At 47.5% G+C, this 21,010-nt stretch carries 18 protein-coding genes and 2 tRNA genes; 11 read left to right on the top strand and 9 right to left on the bottom strand.

The window, feature by feature from the left end; genetic code table 11:
- Positions 1-700 precede the first annotated feature (700 nt).
- A complete protein-coding gene (locus AAGQ96_RS15325) occupies positions 701-2,071 on the top strand; it encodes an FRG domain-containing protein (protein WP_342753977.1) in 1,371 nt (456 codons plus the stop codon).
- 82 nt (positions 2,072-2,153) lie between these two features.
- Here the strand turns inward: AAGQ96_RS15325 and AAGQ96_RS15330 are convergent, their stop codons facing one another.
- Positions 2,154-2,891, bottom strand: a complete 738-nt coding sequence (locus AAGQ96_RS15330; protein ID WP_342753978.1) for a hypothetical protein — start codon at positions 2,889-2,891, stop codon at positions 2,154-2,156.
- Between the two features lie 898 nt (positions 2,892-3,789).
- Between AAGQ96_RS15330 and AAGQ96_RS15335 the strand changes: the two genes are divergently transcribed.
- The gene (locus AAGQ96_RS15335; RefSeq protein ID WP_342753979.1) at positions 3,790-4,383 is read left to right on the top strand and encodes a hypothetical protein; all 594 of its coding nucleotides are present in this window, start codon (positions 3,790-3,792) and stop codon (positions 4,381-4,383) included.
- 488 nt (positions 4,384-4,871) lie between these two features.
- Complete coding sequence (locus tag AAGQ96_RS15340; protein ID WP_342753980.1) at positions 4,872-5,480, top strand: HD domain-containing protein; 609 nt, start codon at positions 4,872-4,874, stop codon at positions 5,478-5,480.
- Here the strand turns inward: AAGQ96_RS15340 and AAGQ96_RS15345 are convergent.
- The 4 genes from AAGQ96_RS15345 to AAGQ96_RS15360 form a co-directional block, all read right to left on the bottom strand.
- Positions 5,455-6,384, bottom strand: a complete 930-nt coding sequence (locus AAGQ96_RS15345) for an AEC family transporter (protein ID WP_342753981.1) — start codon at positions 6,382-6,384, stop codon at positions 5,455-5,457. The genes AAGQ96_RS15340 and AAGQ96_RS15345 overlap by 26 nt on opposite strands.
- A 7-nt stretch (positions 6,385-6,391) precedes the next feature.
- Positions 6,392-7,126 carry a hypothetical protein gene (locus AAGQ96_RS15350; protein WP_342753982.1) on the bottom strand — a complete coding sequence of 245 codons (735 nt, stop codon included), beginning with the start codon at positions 7,124-7,126 and terminating at the stop codon, positions 6,392-6,394.
- A 1-nt stretch (position 7,127) separates the two neighbouring features.
- Positions 7,128-8,555, bottom strand: a complete 1,428-nt coding sequence (gene pyk / locus AAGQ96_RS15355; RefSeq protein ID WP_342753983.1) for a pyruvate kinase — start codon at positions 8,553-8,555, stop codon at positions 7,128-7,130.
- Between the two features lie 472 nt (positions 8,556-9,027).
- Entirely contained in the window at positions 9,028-10,230 is a 1,203-nt protein-coding gene (locus AAGQ96_RS15360) for an MFS transporter (protein ID WP_342753984.1), read from the bottom strand.
- 65 nt (positions 10,231-10,295) lie between these two features.
- Between AAGQ96_RS15360 and AAGQ96_RS15365 the strand changes: the two genes are divergently transcribed.
- Positions 10,296-11,318 carry an AraC family transcriptional regulator gene (locus AAGQ96_RS15365; RefSeq protein WP_342753985.1) on the top strand — a complete coding sequence of 341 codons (1,023 nt, stop codon included), beginning with the start codon at positions 10,296-10,298 and terminating at the stop codon, positions 11,316-11,318.
- A gap of 330 nt (positions 11,319-11,648) precedes the next feature.
- Entirely contained in the window at positions 11,649-11,789 is a 141-nt protein-coding gene (locus tag AAGQ96_RS15370) for a hypothetical protein (RefSeq protein WP_342753986.1), read from the top strand.
- Between the two features lie 252 nt (positions 11,790-12,041).
- Here AAGQ96_RS15370 and AAGQ96_RS15375 read toward each other — a convergent pair whose 3' ends face one another.
- Together AAGQ96_RS15375 and AAGQ96_RS15380 are read right to left on the bottom strand one after the other, a co-directional pair.
- The gene (locus tag AAGQ96_RS15375; RefSeq protein ID WP_342753987.1) at positions 12,042-12,881 is read right to left on the bottom strand and encodes a hypothetical protein; all 840 of its coding nucleotides are present in this window, start codon (positions 12,879-12,881) and stop codon (positions 12,042-12,044) included.
- 55 nt (positions 12,882-12,936) lie between these two features.
- Positions 12,937-13,932, bottom strand: coding sequence for a DGQHR domain-containing protein (locus AAGQ96_RS15380; RefSeq protein ID WP_342753988.1), 996 nt, complete (start codon positions 13,930-13,932; stop codon positions 12,937-12,939).
- Between the two features lie 864 nt (positions 13,933-14,796).
- Between AAGQ96_RS15380 and AAGQ96_RS15385 the strand changes: the two genes are divergently transcribed.
- The 6 genes from AAGQ96_RS15385 to AAGQ96_RS15410 all read left to right on the top strand — a co-directional run bounded on the left by AAGQ96_RS15385 (position 14,797) and on the right by AAGQ96_RS15410 (position 20,531).
- On the top strand, positions 14,797-15,660 hold the full coding sequence (locus tag AAGQ96_RS15385) for a glucose 1-dehydrogenase (RefSeq protein WP_147199096.1): 864 nt from the start codon (positions 14,797-14,799) through the stop codon (positions 15,658-15,660).
- Positions 15,661-15,766: 106 nt separating this feature from the next.
- Positions 15,767-16,834, top strand: a complete 1,068-nt coding sequence (locus AAGQ96_RS15390) for a type I phosphomannose isomerase catalytic subunit (RefSeq protein WP_342753989.1) — start codon at positions 15,767-15,769, stop codon at positions 16,832-16,834.
- A gap of 8 nt (positions 16,835-16,842) precedes the next feature.
- Entirely contained in the window at positions 16,843-17,601 is a 759-nt protein-coding gene (locus tag AAGQ96_RS15395; protein WP_342753990.1) for an alpha/beta hydrolase, read from the top strand.
- Between the two features lie 169 nt (positions 17,602-17,770).
- Positions 17,771-18,679 carry a LysR family transcriptional regulator gene (locus AAGQ96_RS15400; RefSeq protein ID WP_342753991.1) on the top strand — a complete coding sequence of 303 codons (909 nt, stop codon included), beginning with the start codon at positions 17,771-17,773 and terminating at the stop codon, positions 18,677-18,679.
- A 101-nt stretch (positions 18,680-18,780) separates the two neighbouring features.
- Positions 18,781-19,188 (top strand): DoxX family protein, encoded by a 408-nt coding sequence (locus AAGQ96_RS15405; RefSeq protein ID WP_147199100.1) that lies wholly within the window; start codon positions 18,781-18,783, stop codon positions 19,186-19,188.
- 221 nt (positions 19,189-19,409) lie between these two features.
- Positions 19,410-20,531 carry an aminotransferase class V-fold PLP-dependent enzyme gene (locus AAGQ96_RS15410; RefSeq protein WP_147199101.1) on the top strand — a complete coding sequence of 374 codons (1,122 nt, stop codon included), beginning with the start codon at positions 19,410-19,412 and terminating at the stop codon, positions 20,529-20,531.
- Positions 20,532-20,693: 162 nt separating this feature from the next.
- Here the strand turns inward: AAGQ96_RS15410 and AAGQ96_RS15415 are convergent.
- Both AAGQ96_RS15415 and AAGQ96_RS15420 read right to left on the bottom strand, forming a co-directional pair.
- Positions 20,694-20,769, bottom strand: a tRNA-Ala gene (locus AAGQ96_RS15415).
- A 46-nt stretch (positions 20,770-20,815) separates the two neighbouring features.
- Positions 20,816-20,891, bottom strand: a tRNA-Ala gene (locus AAGQ96_RS15420).
- Between the last annotated feature and the right edge of the window lie 119 nt (positions 20,892-21,010).

Below are 21,010 nucleotides of genomic sequence, written 5' to 3' on the forward strand. Positions count from 1 at the left end.
TTCTGTCCCCTTCTGTCTGGCCCGCTTCTCATCCTTAAAGTCATTATCATACTGAATCTTGTTTAGCAGCATATGGCCTCCGCTTCACCTTTCACGCCAGCACAGCAGGTTGAACGGTTACCATGAGCTCGATTTCGTATGTACAAGGCGAACAGGCGTGACGGTTTATATGAGAGGAGTGAGACCATGTTTCCAGTAGGTACAGACGTAAGCAAGAGCACGCTTGACCTCTGTATGCTTTACGATGGTATCAAAGGGCGTGTTAAAAAACCGCATGTCGAAAATCGAACCGTCTCAGCTGAGAGCGAAGTTTTACATGTCATCCCTGGGCGGGAAAATTCATAATAAACGGATGCGCAATATCTACAATGTGTGGTGTCTGCGGGGCAAACCGAAAAGGGTGGCCATCGGCGCACTGATGAGAAAACTGATCCACTTGTGTATGGCGTACTGAAAACGAAAGCGGCATTCTGTGACGTAAATTTTCATACCTCTGCGCACGCCTGACTTTCGCCCAGGTTTTACACGGCCGTTTTGTACAGAGGACAATATGAGCTGAGCATAGTCCGTTATGAGCGAGGAATGGACATTGCTAACAGCGTTCTATGTGAACCCGCGGGGCACAGGTCACGCAATGTTTAAAAATCAACCTGTTCTGGCATAATGAAAATACAATGTAATTCATGCAAGGATGACATACATGTTGAATCTTATCGTGGTCGGTAATCCCGATTATCACAGTTTTTTCTCTGACAATAACGGTGTAGCGTCTTTTCCGGTTTCCCGGCTTTTTGAATCCACCCCTGACTCACTCAGAAATAAACTGCTCCCCCTGACCAGCAAAACCTATCAGTTTCTTCAAGAACTGCCGGTCATCTTTATGACAGAGCCGGAGTTTGAAGTTGATGAGGAAGACAATACAGGCGGTTATTACAGCCATATCCGCATTGGAAGAATAAGTAACATCAGAGCAACAACTATAAACCGGGAAAAAGTTCTGGCTTTTAACTATGAGTTAACCGGTATCATCGGCAAAGAGTTCTTAACTAGTGAAAAAGAATACGTCAGGAAGCTGGAACTGGGCAGTTTCGGGCTGAACAGAAATTTCTGGGCAGTCAAGGATATAGACGTTAAAGAGTTTTTCGATATATTAGGTCTCAGTGTATTAGCCCCTGAAGCTTCCGCTGCGGTTAAAACTGAAGCACCTGACAATAATGAAAACCTTGAGGTAATTTCGGATATAAATCAATATCTGGAAATCATACTGAATCATCCTCAGGAAAATAATGAAGAGGTGTTTTACCGGGGTCACTCCGACATCAGCTATCAGTTAGAACCTTCGCTGTTCCGAAAAAATACGCAGGGTAACTATCGCTACCGACATCACGAATCGGATATGATTACCGAGCTGCTGACGGTTCAACCCGCCGAGTTCAGGGATGACCGCTATATGCTGGATAAGCTTGTACGCATGCAACATTATGGCTTACCCACGCGCCTGCTTGACGTCTCAACTAACCCGCTTATCGCACTCTATTTCGCTTGTTCCAAAATCAAACGAGATAAAGATGGAAATGAAATTGATGGCAACGTCATTATATTAACGGCACCCAAAAGTGAAATTAAGTTTTTCGACTCCGATACCGTAAGTTGTATAGCCAATCTTTCCCGGCTTCCATCACGTATCAAAAGCAACCTGAATACCAGCTTGGCGACTCAGGCATTTAATGCCACCGAAGAGTGCGGGCATTTGCTTCATCTGATCCGTGATGAGAAGTCCTATTTCAAAAACATTATCGATCCGGCACATCTGAGTAAAATCGTTCTGGTTAAAGGGCGGCTCAGCAACGCCCGCATTTCGTCTCAGTCTGGAGCGTTCCTCTTATTTGGCGAAAACGTGGACCTGCCAGAAACGGGGCTAAGTACGCTGAATGTCAGAAAACTGGTGATTAGAAACAAGGAACGCCTGATGCAGCAGCTCAGCCGCTTCGGCATCAACGAAAGTACGGTTTATCCGGGTATAGAGAAAGCTGCAACGGAAATCGCCAAACTCTACGATGGTCGGAGCTGATAACAGATAGGCATACGGTGCCACTGTATGCCATCCCAGTGCTACCTGTCGCGTATTTCTTTCGGAAAAGACGTACTCCTGATTAGAACGGAATGTCATCGTTCTTAACGGCATCATCAGAGATGAGTGCACCTCCGGGCAGAGGTATATTACTTACAGTATATAAATTAAGAATGTCTTCCCGGTCCATAAACATTATCTGGCTTCTTTTGCTGGCATCAAGTTTCCCGCCCAGCCAGTTCCTCGCCTGTTTAGTAATTTCTCCGCCGGCAACAATAAAGGCATGATCCACCAGCACCTTTCTGTTAGTTTCCGGGTCAAATATTTCATGGCCAAGCATCATCAGTACCTGGTTGTGGATTTCTGCCACGTTTGAATTCGTAGCTTTGCTTACGCCGGACGCATCAAGCTTGCCTTTTTTTGCCTGTATGCCGAAATAAAGAACATGCTGAGTTGGCAGTGTGAACTTCATCCAGATGTCTTTCCCGTATTCCAGCGCTTTATCTTTATGTCCCGCTGCTGTTATCCGGTGAAAACCGAGTTGCCGGAATAAAGGGAGGAGTACCTCTTCTATCAGCTCATCTTCAGAGCAGGTATCGAGAAACACGGTCAGTAATGTTCTGCGTTTTATTTCGTGAGGAGTTAAGGGCCGGTGAGGGTTATTACTTACTGAAACTGTTTTGGTGCCAATATGGCGTATATACAAAAGGTTATCGTCACCATAGAATGACTCATAGCCTTCCCGCATCAATGGCTTATTCAGTTCTTCAAGCGCTTTTGATCTTCCGGGATCGTCATCCATGGCATCTTCTTTTAACATTAAAGTCCTGAGTATATGAACAAACCTTTCCGGTAAAGTATGGGCCTTTGACTGTGGCTCATTAAGAAGTTCTTCAAGCCTCTGGGCCGTCCATGCCCACCGCGTTGATCCGTCATGAATAACCTCCATGTCGCAGTCCTGGAAAAATTCAGTGATGCGACTACTTGAGCGATACAGGAATGCCGTATTATCTCCGATGAGACATTCCGCGAGAGCCCTGAGATTTCTGTCCTTAAATTTCATGTGTAATAATCTCCCCCTGTTCAGTATATAGAATTAATTGCAGGCACCGTTTGTTCGGGTAACTGTTAGCGATTCACTGCTCATTACCACTAATTCACAAAAGAAACGCCCGAGGCAGTTATTGGGCGGGTATCACTGGCGGAACCTTCATACAGCAAGTGTATCCCCCATCATAATGGTGTTACAACGTCCCGGCTACGGGATTAACGCACTCGCGTGAAGCAGACTTGATCCGGCGTGCTTTTTTCATTTCCTGAGGGCAGAAAAATCAAGTGACCCTTTCCCCGTTGAACAACACTGATGGTTGTTAACTACTTCCGCTTATGGCACAAAGCGGACTGATGCTTACCCGTCTGATCACGTTCGGTAAAACGCCAATTCTGCCGAACCGCTCCCTCTAGATGGGCTTCGTCAGCTATGAGCGAAAAGCGGACGCTTGCTATTGCTCCCGCATTTGATGGCGCATGTTAATCAACAGTGAACGATAGTGGTGTATCAATGAATAGCGTAAAATAAATTTAGAGTGTTGTTACTTAAGACTATTGTTAAGTTTCGAAACGAAGTTTCTATATAGAACGCTAGTTTTTGAACTCAGCGAGCTTACGGTCCACAATCTCATGGGAGGAATATTGAGTTTCACAAATCGAGGAAAAAAATGCCGTTAAAAAAATGGATAGCAAAAGGCTTTATCGCAATCATTCTAGCAGTGGGAGGCGCCTGTCTGGAGGCAAGCTCAGATCTCATTAAGAACAATTTTGAACCAGTACTGGTGTCAGTAAGAAATTTCTTAGAGGATCGGTTATCCCCTATCCCGAGCAGCGCGCTTATTGGCATCAATCTCACCTTTTATTTATCTTCTGCTGATGCTGGAGAAGCATATGCGGAAGGAGTATCAGCAACGATACCAGGTTCCCTATGCTTGGCATCAAATGGACATAACATTGTACGCCCTTTTGAAGAGTCGGCTAACGGGTATAAAACGAACGTAATAATGCATATCGCTTGCAGACCCTCTGGTCGGATTTCCATAACTCTTTCACCTCAAAATGGCCAAGGCGTCAAGGTATACGAGGGTAGACTTAGTGACGGAGACAAAGTGGCTTTTTCCGGCGTGCCGGGCAGCTACAATGCAGGCATAGTAACAATCTACCGGCTCGATGCGATTGAACCTCAGGGACCTTGGGTACCAGCAAATAAATGTCTGCAATCTAATACATGTAAAGATTCCGACTTTTCAGTCGCAGAATAAAGTCTCAAGGACAGGATCAATTCTTATGCATTCAGGCTAGTCAAGTTAACAGCTTGCTCACATTGGCCGACTTTTACCTATGGCCAAAATGAGGGAGCAGTTATGACCTGTCTCCTATTGATTAAAACACAACATTGATAGCATTTTCCGCTTATGTCACTCAGCTGAAAAGCCCGTGGCGCAAAAGGTCTACTTTGAGCGAGGAGCGGACGTTATGCTGAATCTCCAGTTCGATAAGGGATGCAAAAAATACTGAAAGTCAAAAAATTTGATGCTATATCAATCGGGGTGAAATTCTGACTTCTCATATCCTTATGCTGAAATCGAATAAAACCAGCCATACTTTCCCTGAACAATTAAGTTTATGATAAACAGCATAAACATTAATCTAAAAACTCTTGCAGCTTGTAGATATCCCTCTATGAGGTTCCAGAATCTTTAAAGAGATTAATAAATGATTCAGCTCGTGATTTGATAAGGCTCAGAGAATGAATATTCGACAAAAGGCACAAAACTTCGCAACAAAAGCACATACCGATGCTGGTCAGTTACGCAAATTTACTGGTGAACCTTATATCGTGCATCCTGCCGCTATTGTTGAGCTGCTAGGAACTATCAGCCCTTCTGATGAAATGATCGCTGCCGCCTGGCTCCATGATGTTGTGGAAGATACTGACGTAACTCTGATGGATATTCAGAATGAGTTTGGCACTGTTGTAGCTCAATACGTAGAGATGCTTACCGATATTCAAACGAGAAGTTTCGGCGGGGAACGTATTCATCGAAAGAATGCAAATTTGTTGCATACGGCACAAGCTTGTCCCGAAGCACAGTCTATTAAACTTTGCGATTTAATCGATAATGCGTCGATGGTGGTTGAAAGGGATCCGATATTTGCACGCCAATACCTGCTTGAAATGAAACGTTTACTGATCGTCTTAACGAAAGGCGACCCAATTTTACACCAGCGCGCTTCGCTTATTTACGAAAGGGGGATCTCCCTGCTGTGCCTGCAACAGGGAAGTGAAGAATGGTTTAAACGCAGTTGGGAAGAATACGAAGCACATCTTCCTATAAAATCGGTGATATCTGCGTAAGCATGAGTATGAATGGGATCGTCATTGCAGCCAACACTGTTTGCACAGAGATAATACCGGCCGAAAGTTGATGATCTCCACCTAATAGCTTGGTCATAATATATGCTGAAGGCGTGCACGGAAGAGCATTAAAAAGAACCACAGTAGCTAATACTGGCCCTGAAATACCCGTCCAAATTCCTATAATCAGTGTTATTAATGGGACCAACAATAATTTCACAAAGGTTGACTGCAATACAGGCCCATGCGCCATTTTAGCCGCTTTTAAGTCAAGGCCAGCCCCCACAGCCAATAATCCCAGTGGTAGAGATGCACCGCCCAGTATATGTAAGATACCGGTTGCGGTTGCGGATATGTTTAACCCGCTCATATTAAATAGCAGTCCCGTAACAACTGACAAAATAACGGGGTTACGTATTAAGGCTTTTGTTATTTGGGCAAAGCCAGGCTTAGTGCCCCTGCCGTAATGCATTAATACGACTATTGAAGCTATGTTAAGTATTGGAATAGCCACTGCGATACTAATGGACGTGACAGTAAGCCCCGTATTTCCATAAGTGGCCGCCGCCGCCGCCACGCCGATATAAGTATTAGGACGTAGTGCGCCTTGTACTACCGAAGAAAATACACGACCAGATTGTTTACTCCATAACCGCCACAACCAGAGTGATAAAGCAGCTATCACTACAGCACCCAATACTGAACAGGCGATAGGTTGAACGGGGAACTCCTTTAAATCTGTTGAGGCAACCTGAGAAAACATCAACGCAGGAAAGAGATAAAAGTAGTTCAATTTTTCACAGGGCAACCAAAATCCAGGTTCTATCATCTTTCTGGCTCGCAAAATGTAGCCCATTGCGATGAGAAACATTACGGGAGCGAGTGATAAGAGTGTTGTCGCCATAAAATTCTCAAATGTAATCTTTGGTTATTACTACAATACCGTAAACGGCAATAAACACAGTTAGCAACCGTTCATAGAAGGGGGCAGTGGCTCGTATGAATAATAAATTACCCACGGCCCAATAGATGAATAGTCCCAATGGTGCAGCTTCCAATCCCAGCAGACTCAAAGCCTGTGGGCGCAAAATTGCCAATGTGGCCAACTGGATAAGGCCAAACATCAAATAATAACGGGATACAGTGGCCCGTATACCCACTTTCTCAGATTGAGTTGACGTTGAATATAGCGTCAGCAAAGCCCCACCCATGTTGGTCAGACCGTGGACCGCTCCCATAAGAAGTACAAAGCTACGTTGGTTACCAGCCAGGGCTCTGTTCACAGCGGTTCTGAATTTGGGACTTAATCTTATTGCGGCCGAAAAAATGAGGATGATACCAATGAGAATATCAATGTTAATTTTTAGACTTACCGTCAATATCAAGCTTAATAGTCCAACAACGGCGATAGCGCAAATCACCATGTTGGATTTTTCTTTGCCAGAAAAATCCAATTTTCTCGCGGTATACATTTGCGTGAAAGAAATAAAAACTGATGAAGGCAATAGCAGGCCCAGAACATCAGAGAAATCATAACCCATTAAAAGCAGTGTTGGCGTTCCAAATACCAAAATACCCATACCAAATACGGACTGAATTACTGCAAAAACGATAATTACCAGAAAATAGAGGTATTGATGTTCCATATTAGGCTACCTCTGAATCTGTTTTGTTAAAAGCATGCTGCTGTAACCAGGTTTTGATATTCAACGTTCTTAATAAATTCCCACTCAGGTTCTCACTATCCTGCTGTGCACTGACTAATACGACATAATCTTTTTCATCAATGAGATCTTTTTCTATCAACGCCTGAACAATACGATTTTCATCTGAAAGTGATGCAACAGAGAAAACACCACTCGTAATGCTGTCGACACCGGGTAATAAGTTCCAGCCACGGGTCAGGAAGGGGTCCGATCCCACAGCGATGACAGGCAGCCCCGTGCCTGACATTGCAGCAATGCGAACTGAGTACCCAGTTTGAGAAAGAACCACAAGTTTTGAAATCGGTAGCGCCTCTGCCAGTGCTCGGATAGCAAGGCGAATATCATTTTGTGGGTGCTCTATCTTAGAAATTTCTGGAGCGGCTAGCTGCGCGGCTGCAAGAGAAGCGATATTACTAATGCGTGAAACAGCTTCAACCGGATAGCGACCTACCGCTGTCTCACCGGAAAGCATGACTGCTGAGGCGCCATCCAGAACAGCATTTGTTATGTCGCTGACTTCAGCCTTTGTCGGTAAAGGGTTTTCAATCATGCTGTGCAGCATTTCCGTTGCTACGATTGTTGGCTTACCTGCCCTGCCAGCCGCAGAAAGAATCTGCTTTTGATACAGCGCTACATGATTAATTGAGGTTTCGACGGCTAAATCTCCCCGGTCAATCATAATAACGTCAGCAGCATCGACGATTTCTATGAGATGTTTAATACCCCCACTGTTCTCAACTTTCGCCACAATTTTTGGCGTTGGTGCATCAATAAGTCTTCTAATAGCTTCAATATGCTCTCTGCTTTCGACAAAGCTAATCCCGATATAATCAACACCGATATTTTTCGCAAAATCAATCATGCTGCGGTCTTTATCAGTCACTAAAGACTGCCCTAAATTGATACCGGGAACGTTAATACCTTTGCGACTTTTTAATGTTCCATCCATATCAGCACGGAGATAAATATCCCTTCCTTCGATTTTTACGACAACAAATGAAAGTGTGCCATCGTCCGCAAATACGCCAACGCCGGGAGAAAGCTTTTCGTGCAGTTTGTCATAGCCTACGGGGACTTTCACTTTGCCATTATGTGAAACGTCGGTGGTCAGAATAATTATCTCGCCGCGAAGGAATGAAGGTTCGTGTTCCAACTGAAGAGTACGAATCTTTCGACCCGGTATGTCCAGCAAAACTGGGACATCAGGTACAGTTTCTCTTAGTAGTTTAACGGTCTCTGCATGCCATTCATGAGTGTTATGGGAGCCATTAAGGCGCGCTACAGACATTCCCGCAGCACGGAGTTGAAGAAGTATTTTAGGATTATTTGAAGCGGGGCCAATAGTGGCAATTACACGAGAACCTGTCATTTAAGATATTCCTTTAAAAAAAATCTTTATGACATTTTTATTACAAAAAGATTAATGCTTAAATATAATTACATATTCACTCATATTATAAGCGGTAAGGAAATGTAAAAATATAGGTGCATCGTATTGGTTTTAATACTTTTCTGGATAATTTATTAGTAAATCAACTTTTCATATATAAACTTTAATTACGTTTGAGCAATTAAAAAGCACTTAAAACGTTCACTTTTGACACAAGGCTACTGTTGCAATTCTAAATAAGACAGGCTTCAAATGGACTCTGATAGCGCCTCATGAAGCAAAAGGCCGGTGTCCGCTTCTGGCACGAAGGGGACGCACGAGTAAGGTCAGCTAAGAGCTGACTATCGGAGAATAAATTGAGCGGAAAGAGGTAGGAAACTTCGCTACTTTTTTCAGGCCAGCCACCTTATTTAGCTGGCCTTTATTTTAAAAGTTTTTATAGAGGAAGTGGTCAAGTCAGGGCGACCTTCACCTTTAGTCCAATAACCAGCGTGGCAACAAGCATTATGCAACCAGCGGTGATGAAAACACCTGTTACGCCGCTGAGACCAAAAATTAATCCTCCCAACGCAGCGCCCGCAGCAATTGAGGATTGAACTGCTGCGACTACCATGCCGCCAGCAGTTTCAGCCTGATCGGGAACGGAACGTGCTACCCAGTTTGACCACGCAACGGGTACGCCACCAAATGCCATCCCCCACAACGCGACGCACAACATCAATCCTGCTTCGTCAAGTGGCAGCAAAATCATGCTTAAAGCCGCTAAACCAACAAGCGCTGGCATCAGTATCAGGGTAAGACGCAGACTTCTCTCCATCAGCCACCCGGCAAGCAGCGTACCGATAAAATTAGCGACGCCAAATCCAAGCAGTATTAATGACAAACGATCCACATCAAGTTGGGCAATATTTTCAAGAGCCGGACGGATATAGGTAAACAGCGCATATTGACCAGCATGAGCAATCACACACCCCGTCATTCCCACCGCGATGCCTGGGCGGCGGAGTAAATCCATGACAGATGCCGTTATCATCATTTTCCGCGGAGCCATTCCAGGAAGGGTAAACAGCTGAAAGAGCAGTGTCAGCACGCCTACTGCGGTTGCAGCGATAAAAGCACTACGCCAGCCATAAAGCCCACCTAAATAGCTCCCAAGTGGGATCGAAACCACGGTACCGACAGCAATACCGCTAAAAATAATGGAGAGAGCACGCGGGACGCTTTTAGTAGGGACCAGCCGCATAGCTACGGCAGCAGCCATACTCCAGAAGCCTCCCAGCGCGATGCCCAACAAAATGCGCATGAGCAGCAGCACAGCCAGGCTGGAGGAAATTGCGACAAGCAGGTTGGAGGCGATCATCAGCACGGTAAAACCCAGCAAAACAGTTCGGCGATCATAATTACGTGTCAGGCGTGGAATCATCAGACCAGCAAACAGGGCCACCACAGCCGTTACCGTTACAGCCTGACCAGCAAGCGCTTCGGTTACACCGAGATCCGCGGCCATGGGTGTCAACAAGCTGGCTGGAAGATATTCTGCAGTCAGCAAGCCAAACACGCCCATAGTCAGTGAAATAACGGCCATCCATGCGGATTCTTTAGGTTCCGAATTGTTCAAACTAGCGGATACAGCTTCAGTTGCTTCATTTCTCATAACACACTCTTTTTTTAGAGAAAAAATGATAACTCCAAGTCTAGAGTTGAGCAGCTGGACGATCTATGATGCCACATCCTGATTTTTTACCCGAAACTCCGAATATGCATGTGAATAAACATTTTGCCCTATCATCTGAACTCATCAGTGAATTGCTACTGGAAATGCGCCTGCGTGGCGTGCAGTATCGCCGTTTACAGACTGGCTCTGAGTTTGGCGTCGGTTTCAGCAACAGACCGGGACATGCCTATTTTCATTACATCGCAGTGGGTACTGCTCTGCTGCGCACACACGACGGTACGTTGCACGAACTGAGAGCCGGAAGCATGGTATTCATGCCGCAGGGCGAGGAGCATCAGCTTTTATCGGATGTCCGCTGTTCATTTCAACATATCGACACGTTCGGCTCTGCTCCTTTAGGCGAGGCCGTCAGCGGAATTAATACCTGCCCGAGTTCGCATCCGACACCCAGCACGGTTCTGTTTTATGGCTGTATGGAGTTCGATCTTGGTGGAATGCAGGGCCTTGGTAAACTGATGCCGCACGCCATCGTGGTTGAGGCAAATGAACAGATTTATCCGGGGCTGGTTCCCGTTCTGGGCGCGATGAAATCTGAAATCTGTTCCGGACGCACGGGCTTCGCGGGCATTCTGGCACGCCTCGCAGAAGTGGCAGCAGCCATGATTGTGCGTGGATGGATTGAAAACGGTAGCGAGAACGCCGCTGGTCTGCTCGCTGCGTTACGTGATCCACGACTTGCCCGTGCTATTCTGGCCATCCATCGTGATACGAGTCGGGAATGGTCTGTTGCTGAGCTTGCTGCGCAGTCGCATGTATCACGTTCTGTTTTTGCTGAACGCTTTAAATCAATCATCGGCATACCTCCCCAGCGCTATGCAAGGGAAGTGCGAATGCGCATCGCAGGTCACTGGATTATTCACGATAAGCTCTCAATTGACACCGTTGCTCTTCGCCTCGGCTATGCCTCACAGGCAGCGTTTAGCAGAGCTTTTAAACGCATCAATGGCTATCCGCCGGGTGCTATGCGTCAGCGACCAGTGAGAGGCGTTAATACAGTAAATAAGTGAATGTTATTTTTATGATTTGCTGGATTAACGTTAGGAGTCCGCTCTCAATATTAAAAACTGAGCGGAAACGTCCTTTCATCATTCAACGTATCGCAAATTTTCCGATATCCGCTTCCGGCACAAAGCTGGCTGTTGCAAGGAGCGGATGTCCGTTTTGAGCGAGGAGCAGACCTATCAATATGGTGTATCAATCGATGGGGAGCAGGTCAATTGGTGTGATCTTTGGAATTGCCACAGCTGGTGTAGTAGCGCTAGCCATTGCTGCATCTATTGGGGCTAGCGGCATTCTTGGAACAACAGCAGGAGGCACGATAATAGCAAGACTTGAAGGTGCAGCTTTATCAAGCGCATCTCTCGCTGACCTTGGTGGCGGATCTGTCGCAGCTGGTATGGCTGGAGGCGCTTGCGTTGATGCAGCGGGAGATGGTGCGGCTGCAGGCGCAATCACCCTCGGTGGGGTTGTTACTGTGAAATCAATGAAAAGCTAATTCTAGCTAGGAGCAATCACAATTATTCAAGCTGAACCTCAGATTGCCCAAATACGGTGGGACTTCGTGGCAAAATTATCCAGCACTATCTGACATCAACCAATATCAATAACTTAAAGTTATTACCGAAAATCACAGTGATGTATGTGAGTTGGTTTTTTCTACTCATATACATCATAATGTGTATTACATTTAATACCAAGATCCTCAAAAATTTAATTTTTAACAGAAAAATCTAATCACTATCATCAGAAAAAAATTGTCTATATGCCTCGTCTGAAGCTTTATATAAGACATCAGACAGCACTCCTATGGAAGCAGCGCTCGATGACTTACCCTTCCAAATAAAATTAGATGTCAACCAACCTTCAGAGGATGATGGGTTAGATGATAATTTTAAAAACTCCTTTCCCATCTCAATACCTTTACTTCCATAAAGGTATGGGTCTATATAATTCCATTCATTCCTAATACTGCTTGGGTACTCCCATCCATTTTCGCCAGATAATATAGATAATAAAACATTAACCTCAGGCCAATCTTCCTTATTTCTAAAGACAGTTTTCAGACAACTCTTTAAATTTGACCAGGCGTATTGATGAGGTTTTGATTTTGTATGATGGAAAATTATCTTACCAAACCCCGCAGAGACAACACCAGAAAATCCATTTAATCCTTTTAACTCTTCATGGTCGAACCCAGCCTTACGCTCAACTAAAGATACTTCCTCGCTAGTTAGATTTAAGTTAACCATATTTAGTATTCTAGATATATCTGTCGCACAGAAAAAGGCAGAGTAATAGGAAGTTATTATTTCCCATGCGGGACTAACATCTTTTTTTATTGGGTTCATGTTTAATAACTTTTGATTCTGAATGTTTCTCCTTTGATGACTTAATACGAAATCACAAATTATAGCCTCAGCAATAAGCCTTTCATTTTCAACTGCGACCGCAAAAGAAGACTTACCTGTTTTCACTAATTTAAAGTAAGGGTCATTAATTATTGAATACTTTAATCCATCATTAATAGATATCTTAGAAAAATCAATATCATCATTGATGACATCCATCATCCTGTACATTCTGGATATCATTTTCTCGGCAATAACATTAGATAACCTTCCCATTTTAGAATAAATCCTGACGGGGCAGCTTTGACTTTAACTCTATATCCAAATATTCATTAATATCTTTTTCTAATGCAGAAACTGCCTGTTCGTTAGTTCCTGAGTGCTGTTCGAAATCTATTTTTTGGATTAAGCTGAAAACTTCTTTAAACGACGCTACCTTATAATTACCATGCAAAGACATAGTGCATGAGCATGTTTTTTCGAAGCATCTGAATATAGCTTGGAAAAATGCAGCTTGATATAGTTTTTGTGTCAACCCTATTTCATCAAGGTTAATTTTTACACCACAAAGGAAATTACTTATTAACTTATACTTATCGTTGTAACCAACATCTTTTAGTGGTGAGTTAGATAGGGGTTTATTTAGAGCCGCCTCAAATGGGACGTGAGTTAAATAACCCCTCCCCCGCTGCGAAGAGCTAAGCTTAGAAAATAATGGGGACCCTTCTCGAGTATTTAAATCATCAAACAATTTAAGTCTAGTTGAATCTATACCACCCTCATCAACTAGGTACTTTGTTAACTCTATCCTTAAAGTTTTAGGAACCCCCTTCTGCGTTGAATTTATATCAATGAAATATTGTATTTCCTCTAAATGATTAAGGTTTGACAAAATACACACCGGGACATTAAGGTCATGTATAGTTTCCTTTGCCAATACAGATCCATACAATCTATGCTGCCCATCTATAACTAGAAATGAACCAACTTCGTCATCGAATGACAGGATGTTACTTTCATCATCAAATGAAAGTAATTCATTATTTTGACAAGATAAGATAATAGCCCCAGGTATTATCTTATTATCCAGAAGATAAGATGATATTTTCTTTGCTCTTGATTCATCAAGAGTCCTTTGAAATCCTTTTTCTAAGTCCTCATTTACCCTTGAAACTCTGGCTGTCTTTACTAATTCATCTGGCGTCATTGAAGTAAGGAAAAAAGAAGTTTCTCCACGACTAAGATTTATTGCGAGTTTTTTTATTTTTGCCACAATCAACCACCTAGAATAGGTTAATTACACAAGGTATCAATTAGAATAACATAGTGTATAATACTTACCAGCTATGGAAAACAAAAAAAACAATGTTTCAATTATTTAATAATCATATAGGTGTTTATTTTACTCCCATACGAGTTGCCTGTGTCAACCTTAACGCAAGGTTTTCCATCACAGGTTCTGGTATTAGCCAATGGAGCTTTCAGCTCCCACTCAGCTTTCTTTGCCTGCATCCGGGCAATCTGACTATAACCATCATTCATAAACTGACCTGCTCCCCGTTAATCAACACTAAGTGCTATTAACTACTTCCGCTTCTGGCACAAAGCGGACATTTTCCCTGAACTGTAACTAATAGCCTGAAGCCGACGATCGGTGGGCAGCCTGCCCCTGAATGCCGCTTCAGCGGCATGGAGGCACCAGATGATGCCACATGTAGGGCCGAAGCTCATTGCGCCGTACGCCCGGCGTAGCCGGTTACACCCTAATAAATCCTGCCCTATCCCTCCCTGAACAGCATGAACCCGCTTTCAGCAATGAATACGCTCAGGTAACCCCTTTTAACCCCGGTGAGCGGGCTTCGCGGCGCTTGCTACGTGCAGTGCGAGGTTTCCGGGACCTTAGCTTGCTGCTGACGCTTAAGGGGGGTGTATTGATGCATTCAGCGAAACCATGGAACTTAACAGGGTAGCTGTTTAGCCGAATCGGTTTAGCACTTTCATTTTTTTTAACTATGCTTACCTCATGCCCGGCTTACAGAGCCGCCTGGTAAAAATTCTTTCATATTCACTGCGTTGCCGCTGGCAGCGCGCTGTCTCATCAACTACCGGCGTAAAAACCGGTCTTAGAGGAGAAATCATGTCTACAACGCATCGTCCAAAACCTCCCTTCCCGGAACAGCCACAACAGTGGCCTGGCAGCACGAACGAAATGCAGCCGAAACCCGACCACGGTGAAACCAGCTACAAAGGCTCCGGCAAGCTAACCGGCAAAAAAGCCATTATCACCGGCGGCGACTCAGGCATTGGCCGGGCAGTGGCCATCGCCTACGCCCGTGAAGGCGCCGACGTGCTGATCTCTTACCTTGATGAACATGAAGACGCCAAAGAGACGGCTCGCCTGGTTGAAGAGGCGGGACAAAAAGCGGTGCTGGTTGCCGGAGACGTTACCGAGTCCGCGCATTGCAGGGACATTGTGCAGAAGGCGGTTGACGCCTTTGGCGAGGTCAACATCGTGGTCAATAACGCGGCTTTCCAGATGACCCGTAACTCGCTGGAAGAAATCAGCGATGACGAGTTTGACCGCACCATGAAAACTAATCTTTATGCGATGTTCCATATCTGCAAGGCTGCGGTTCCGCATATGCCACCAGGCGGCTCAATTATCAACACCGCCTCGGTCAACGCCGACCAGCCGAAGCCAAAGCTGATCGCCTACTCCGCGACGAAAGCCGCCATTATCAATTTCTCCGGTAGCCTGGCCGCCCTGCTTGCCGAAAAAGGCATCCGTGCTAACGCCGTGGCGCCGGGCCCAATCTGGACGCCGCTGATCCCAACCACCATGCCGGTTGAGCAGGTGAAACAGTTTGGTAGCGAAGTGCCGCTTAAGCGCGCGGGTCAACCTGCCGAACTGGCCGCTCCTTATGTGATGCTGGCCAGCGACGAAGCCAGCTATATCTCCGGCGCGACCATCGCCGTCACCGGCGGCGTTGCCGTTATCTGATTTTTCCGGCGTCAAGGCCTGACGCCGGTACCGGTTCTTTCCTCGCTGTCACCGCTGAAATATTACCTGCACGGGTAAAGAATCGCTTTCTGTAAGGAGCTGGATTATGGACGCTTATCCTTTGCAGCTGACGCTGCCGATGGCTTACCACATCTTCGGCGGAGAGCTGATCAAAACACGTCTGGGCAAGGCGAACCTGCCCGATAAACGGATTGCGGAAACCTGGGAAGTCAGCGACGTGGACGGCATGATCGCCACGGTGAAAAACGGCTCGCTGAGCGGTAAAACCCTGCGTGAGCTGGCTGAACAATTTCCCGACGAGCTGGTTGCGCCCGGCTGGAGAGGCCCGCACTTTCCGCTGCTCACCAAATTCATTGATGCCAGCGGCATGCTGCCGGTGCATCTTCACGCCAACGATGAGGCAGCGCAGCGGCTTGAGCAGCAGCCCAATGGCAAAACCGAAGCCTGGCATATTCTCTGGGCCGCACCGGGTGCGACCTGCCTGGTAGGCATCAAACCGGGTATTGGTCAGCAGCAGCTGCGCGCTGCCCTGCTGGCGGAGAAGTACGATGAGGTGATGCCTCGTAAACCGGTAAAAACGGGCGATACGTTTTATATTCCTGGCGGCATGCTGCACACGTTCGGGCCGGACACGCTGATTTATGAAATTGAACAAACCTCGAATATTCAACAGCACGCCATGCCGTGGCGGATGGAAGATGGCAGCAAGCTCTCCGCCCAGGAGCGGGAAAAGAATATTGATGCTCTGCTGGCCGAGCTGCGCCCGGAACTCACTACTGAACCCCAGCCGGGCCTGAAGCTGGAAGAAACGTCCCAGTTGAGCCGCCTGATCTGCTGCGCCGGGCCTTATTTCGCGCTGGAGCGCTGGAAGCTGTCGGGTTCATACCGTTATCAGTACAGCGGCGCCCGCATCGTCTCCAGCCTTGGCGACCCGCTACAAATTACCGCTAATGGAGAAAGCTGGACGCTGGAGCGCGCAGAAACCTTCCTGCTGCCTTCCGCGCTCGGCGACGTTACCTTTAGCGGCACAAGTGAGGTGCTGGTAGGCTACGTTCCTGATTTACAAAAGGATGTTATCGCACCTTTGCAGGCACGTGGCTACAGCGAGCACGCTATTGCCCAACTGGGTGATGTGCACGACAAACTGCGTTAGGAGATTCTATGCTGCCTTACAGCCTGCATGGCCAGGCAACCGACACGCCGACGTTCGTGCTGTTGCACTATCTTGGCGGTTCACGCCATACCTGGTATCCGACTATTTGCTGGCTGGACGCCCATCATCAATGCGTTGCGCTGGATACGCCCGGCTTCGGTGATGCTCATCATATTGAAGGTTACGACGTGGCCGCTATGGTTGCGCACGTCGATCGAACAATTCGTCAACTGGAACTGCGTAATTGCATTCTGGTGGGCCATTCCATGACCGGAAAAGTGGCGCTGGCCCTGGCGGCAGAGCAGCCGGACTACCTGCGAGGGCTGGTACTGGTTGCACCCTCACCGCCGGGCCCCCAGCCGATGACTGACGAAGCCAGGCAGAGCCAGATTGCGTATCGTGCCAGCCGGAAGGAAGCTGAAGCCTTTGTGGACACCGCAGCCCACGATCGCCTGCCCGATCTCCTGCGCGAGATTGCCATCCACGACGCGCAGCGTGCCAACCTTAATGCCTGGCGTGCCTGGCCGGAAGAAGGCAGCCGCGAAGACTGGACCAGCCGCATCGGACGGGTTGACTGTCCGGCTTTGTTGGTGGCCGGCTCGGAAGATGACCAGGTGCCGTCGGCGGAGGAGCAAAAGCAGCTGACGCTTTCACATTTGCCCAACGGACAACTGGAGGTGATAGCCAGCGCCGGGCATCTGATGCCGATGCAAACGCCTGAAACGCTGGCGAGACTGATGCTGGATTTTGCTGCCGAACTGGCTTAAACGGACGGGGAGAAATCCCCGCTCCCCTTTCCCTTCCGTTTGTCTTATCCACTTTACCTTATCAGCCCGTGCAATCATGTCACACTTCGCCGTCGTGTTAACGGCATTGCTATGTTAAAAATGGTTGCCTGAATAATAATTTATTTCCCCTCTGCCAACAGGAGGCCCGGTGGAAAGACTGGACTGCGAAAGAATGTTTATCGCCGTAATGGAAACAGGGAGCTTCACCGCCGCCGCTAAACGCATCGGCACCAGTCATGGTCAGGCTTCCAAACTCGTTTCTCGCCTTGAGAATGAGTTAGGTGTGCAGCTGTTTCGTCGCAGCACTCGCGCGCTGACCGCTACCGATCCTGGCATTGCCTATTACGATAAAATCCGAACGGTGGTCGCCGAATATGATGCGCTGAATGATGCTATTCGTAACAGTTCCGCGTCGCCAGCAGGACGGATACGCATTTCCGTGCCGGTGACGTTTGGCACCCGGCAGCTGACGCAGCCACTGATCGCCTTTGCCCGACGCTATCCCGACATTGAAATTGACGTCAGTTTTGCCGACCGCGTGGTCAACGTGGTGGATGAAGGTTTTGATCTGGCGCTGCGCATTGGTAACCTGGCTGACAGCAGTCTGATAGCGAGAAAGCTTTGCGATATCCATATTCTGACCGTCGCCTCGCCGCACTATCTGGCGCAAAAAGGCATACCTGAACACTTGCAGGCGCTGGCAGAGCATGACTGCATTATTGATACCAACTTTCGTGACCCTTTCCGCTGGGCTTTCCAGCAGGATGAACAAGTGTTGCCACTGCCGGTGAACGCACGGCTGAAATTTTCGAATGCGGAAGTTTGTCTTGAAGCGGCCGCTGGCGGCCTTGGCATCGCCCGCGTTCCGACCTTTGTCGCCAGTGAGGCGCTAAGACAAAAATCGGTGGTGCCGGTGTTGGAAGATTTTGCCTTGCCGCCACTGGGCCTGTTTGCCGTCTATCCTCCGGCAAAATATCTTGCGCACAAATCCCGCACCTTTATCGACTTTCTGATTGAAAATTTCGCGGGTCAGCCTGAGTGGGAAAAAGGCTGGTGACCATTTCCATTCAGGAACAAATCTTGCGCTAAATAAGCGGATAATCATCATTCTGGAAATAAGTTATCTTCCTTTCATCAACTGACTGAGAGGAAATCATCATGACCGACAACCGTACTGCACCCTTTGCTGCTTTGATACTGCGTATCTCGTCAGGCATTCTGTTTCTCGCCCACTTCGGCCTGAAATTCTTTGTCTTTACACCCGCTGGCACCGCCAAATTTTTTGCTTCGCTGGGACTGCCCGGCGGCCTCGCTTATCCGATCATGGCCGTTGAGCTGATCGGCGGTATCGCCCTGATCCTCGGGGCCTGGACGCGCATTGTCGCCGTTGTGCTGATCCCGGTGCTGCTGGGTGCCATCGCTACCGTTCACGGCCCGGCAGGGTTTTTCTTTACCGATACCAACGGCGGCTGGGAGTTTCCCGCGTTCTGGATTATCGGTTTGATCACGCTTGCGCTAATGGGCGATGGCAAATATGCCATCAGGCCAACGCTGGCAGGACGCTGATGGCGATTGCTGACCGGCTAAAGCCTGTACCCGTCTTACGCTAAGTCCTGACGGCCGTTTTTCTGCCGATCAGGATTTTTGCGTGAAGGGCGTTCGGTTGAACGATAAAACAAATAATTAACACCCGTGGTTTAAACAGGTTTATATTATTTTTTAATCAGTTATCAATCCGTTAGCCCGGCCGCCCGCTCTGACAGGGCCGCCACAGAGAGGAACAGCGCGTGGTAATAACCATCCCGGAACACCTGATCCCGACCGATCCCCGCTTCGGTTGCGGCCCATCCCTGATTGAACTCGATGACCTGACCCGTTTGCAGGAGTACGGGCCGCATCTGTTGGGAACCAGCCATCGTAAAGAACCCGTGCGGGCTTTGTGCCGCGACATTCAGCAAAATCTAAGGGCCTTTTTATCGGTTCCGGATGATTACAGCATCGTATTGGGTAACGGTGGCGCAACGGCGCTGTTCGATATGGTTGGGCTGGGACTGGTCAGAAAGCGCATTGCTCACCACGTTTGCGGCGAATTTTCCGATAAGTGGTTTAAAGCCTCCGATCGCATTCCCTGGATCGAAGCGCAGAAAGTGGCGGTAGATTATGGTCAGGCCAATCAGACGTTTGTTACTGAAAACGTTGATGTGGTGGCCTGCACGCTGAATGAAACATCGACAGGTGTCATGAATCCACGTTTGCCTGAAGTGGGTGAAGCGTGCCTGCTGGCCGTTGATGCCACCAGCGGTGCCGGACAAATTGCCTGTGACTTATCACGCGTGGATCTGTTCTTTTTCTCGCCACAAAAAGTTTTCGCCAGCGAAGGCGGACTGTTCGTGGCTATTTTGTCGCCCAAAGCCAAAGCACGGGTAGCCGAGATCGCCGCCGACAGTAACCGCTATATTCCTGTGTTCGCCGACTGGCGTCTGGCGCTGAGCAACAGCGAGCAGCAGCAAACTTACAATACGCCAGCCGTGGTCACGCTGTTTCTCTTTGCCAGACAGGCGCAGCGGATGAATCAGCTGGGATTTGCCGAGGTCGAGCGTCAGGCCGCAGCCAAAGCAGAATGGATCTACCAGTGGGCGGAGCAAAAAGCATATCTGTCCGCTTACGTCACCGATCCTGAATTCCGTTCCACTACGGTAGCCGCGATTGATGTCGCCGAACGAATTTCCGTCGATAAATTAACGCGTTTTTTGGATGAGCAAGGACTGGTACACGGTATTGAAGGCTATCGGGCATTGGGCCGCAACCAGCTGCGGATTGCGCTGTTCCACAATATCGCTTATGCCGATCTGCAAAAGCTTACCGCGCTGATCGACTATCTGATTGAAAGCAAAGAATTTAACGCTTGATGCCTAAGGTGCGGCTGTCCGGTATTAGCAGGATGGCTGCATTTAGCATTCACATCAGCAAACAGGCAGTTTTGAGCAATAAAAGGAAAGTACGACGAAAAACAGCGCGTGAATCGCAATGATTATCAAAATAAGGAATGCTGGAGCAGAGAAGAAAGGATTTGGTGGAGATAAGCGGGATCGAACCGCTGACCTCTTGCATGCCATGCAAGCGCTCTCCCAGCTGAGCTATACCCCCACAACAAAAAACCGGTTTTTCGCGGCCAAATCGTCTGGTGAAGATTTGGTGGAGATAAGCGGGATCGAACCGCTGACCTCTTGCATGCCATGCAAGCGCTCTCCCAGCTGAGCTATACCCCCGAGCCGAAAAACCTTTGTCGTCTTGACGGCGTGGATAATATGAAACGAGGCAAGGGGTGTCAACGGCAAATTCACAATCTGTGTTTGATCGCTGAAAAAGAAGCCAGAAGAGCGGTGCC

The sequence above is a fragment of the Pantoea sp. MBD-2R genome, from assembly GCF_039134845.1.
In the GTDB taxonomy this organism is placed as follows: Bacteria; Pseudomonadota; Gammaproteobacteria; order Enterobacterales; family Enterobacteriaceae; genus Erwinia.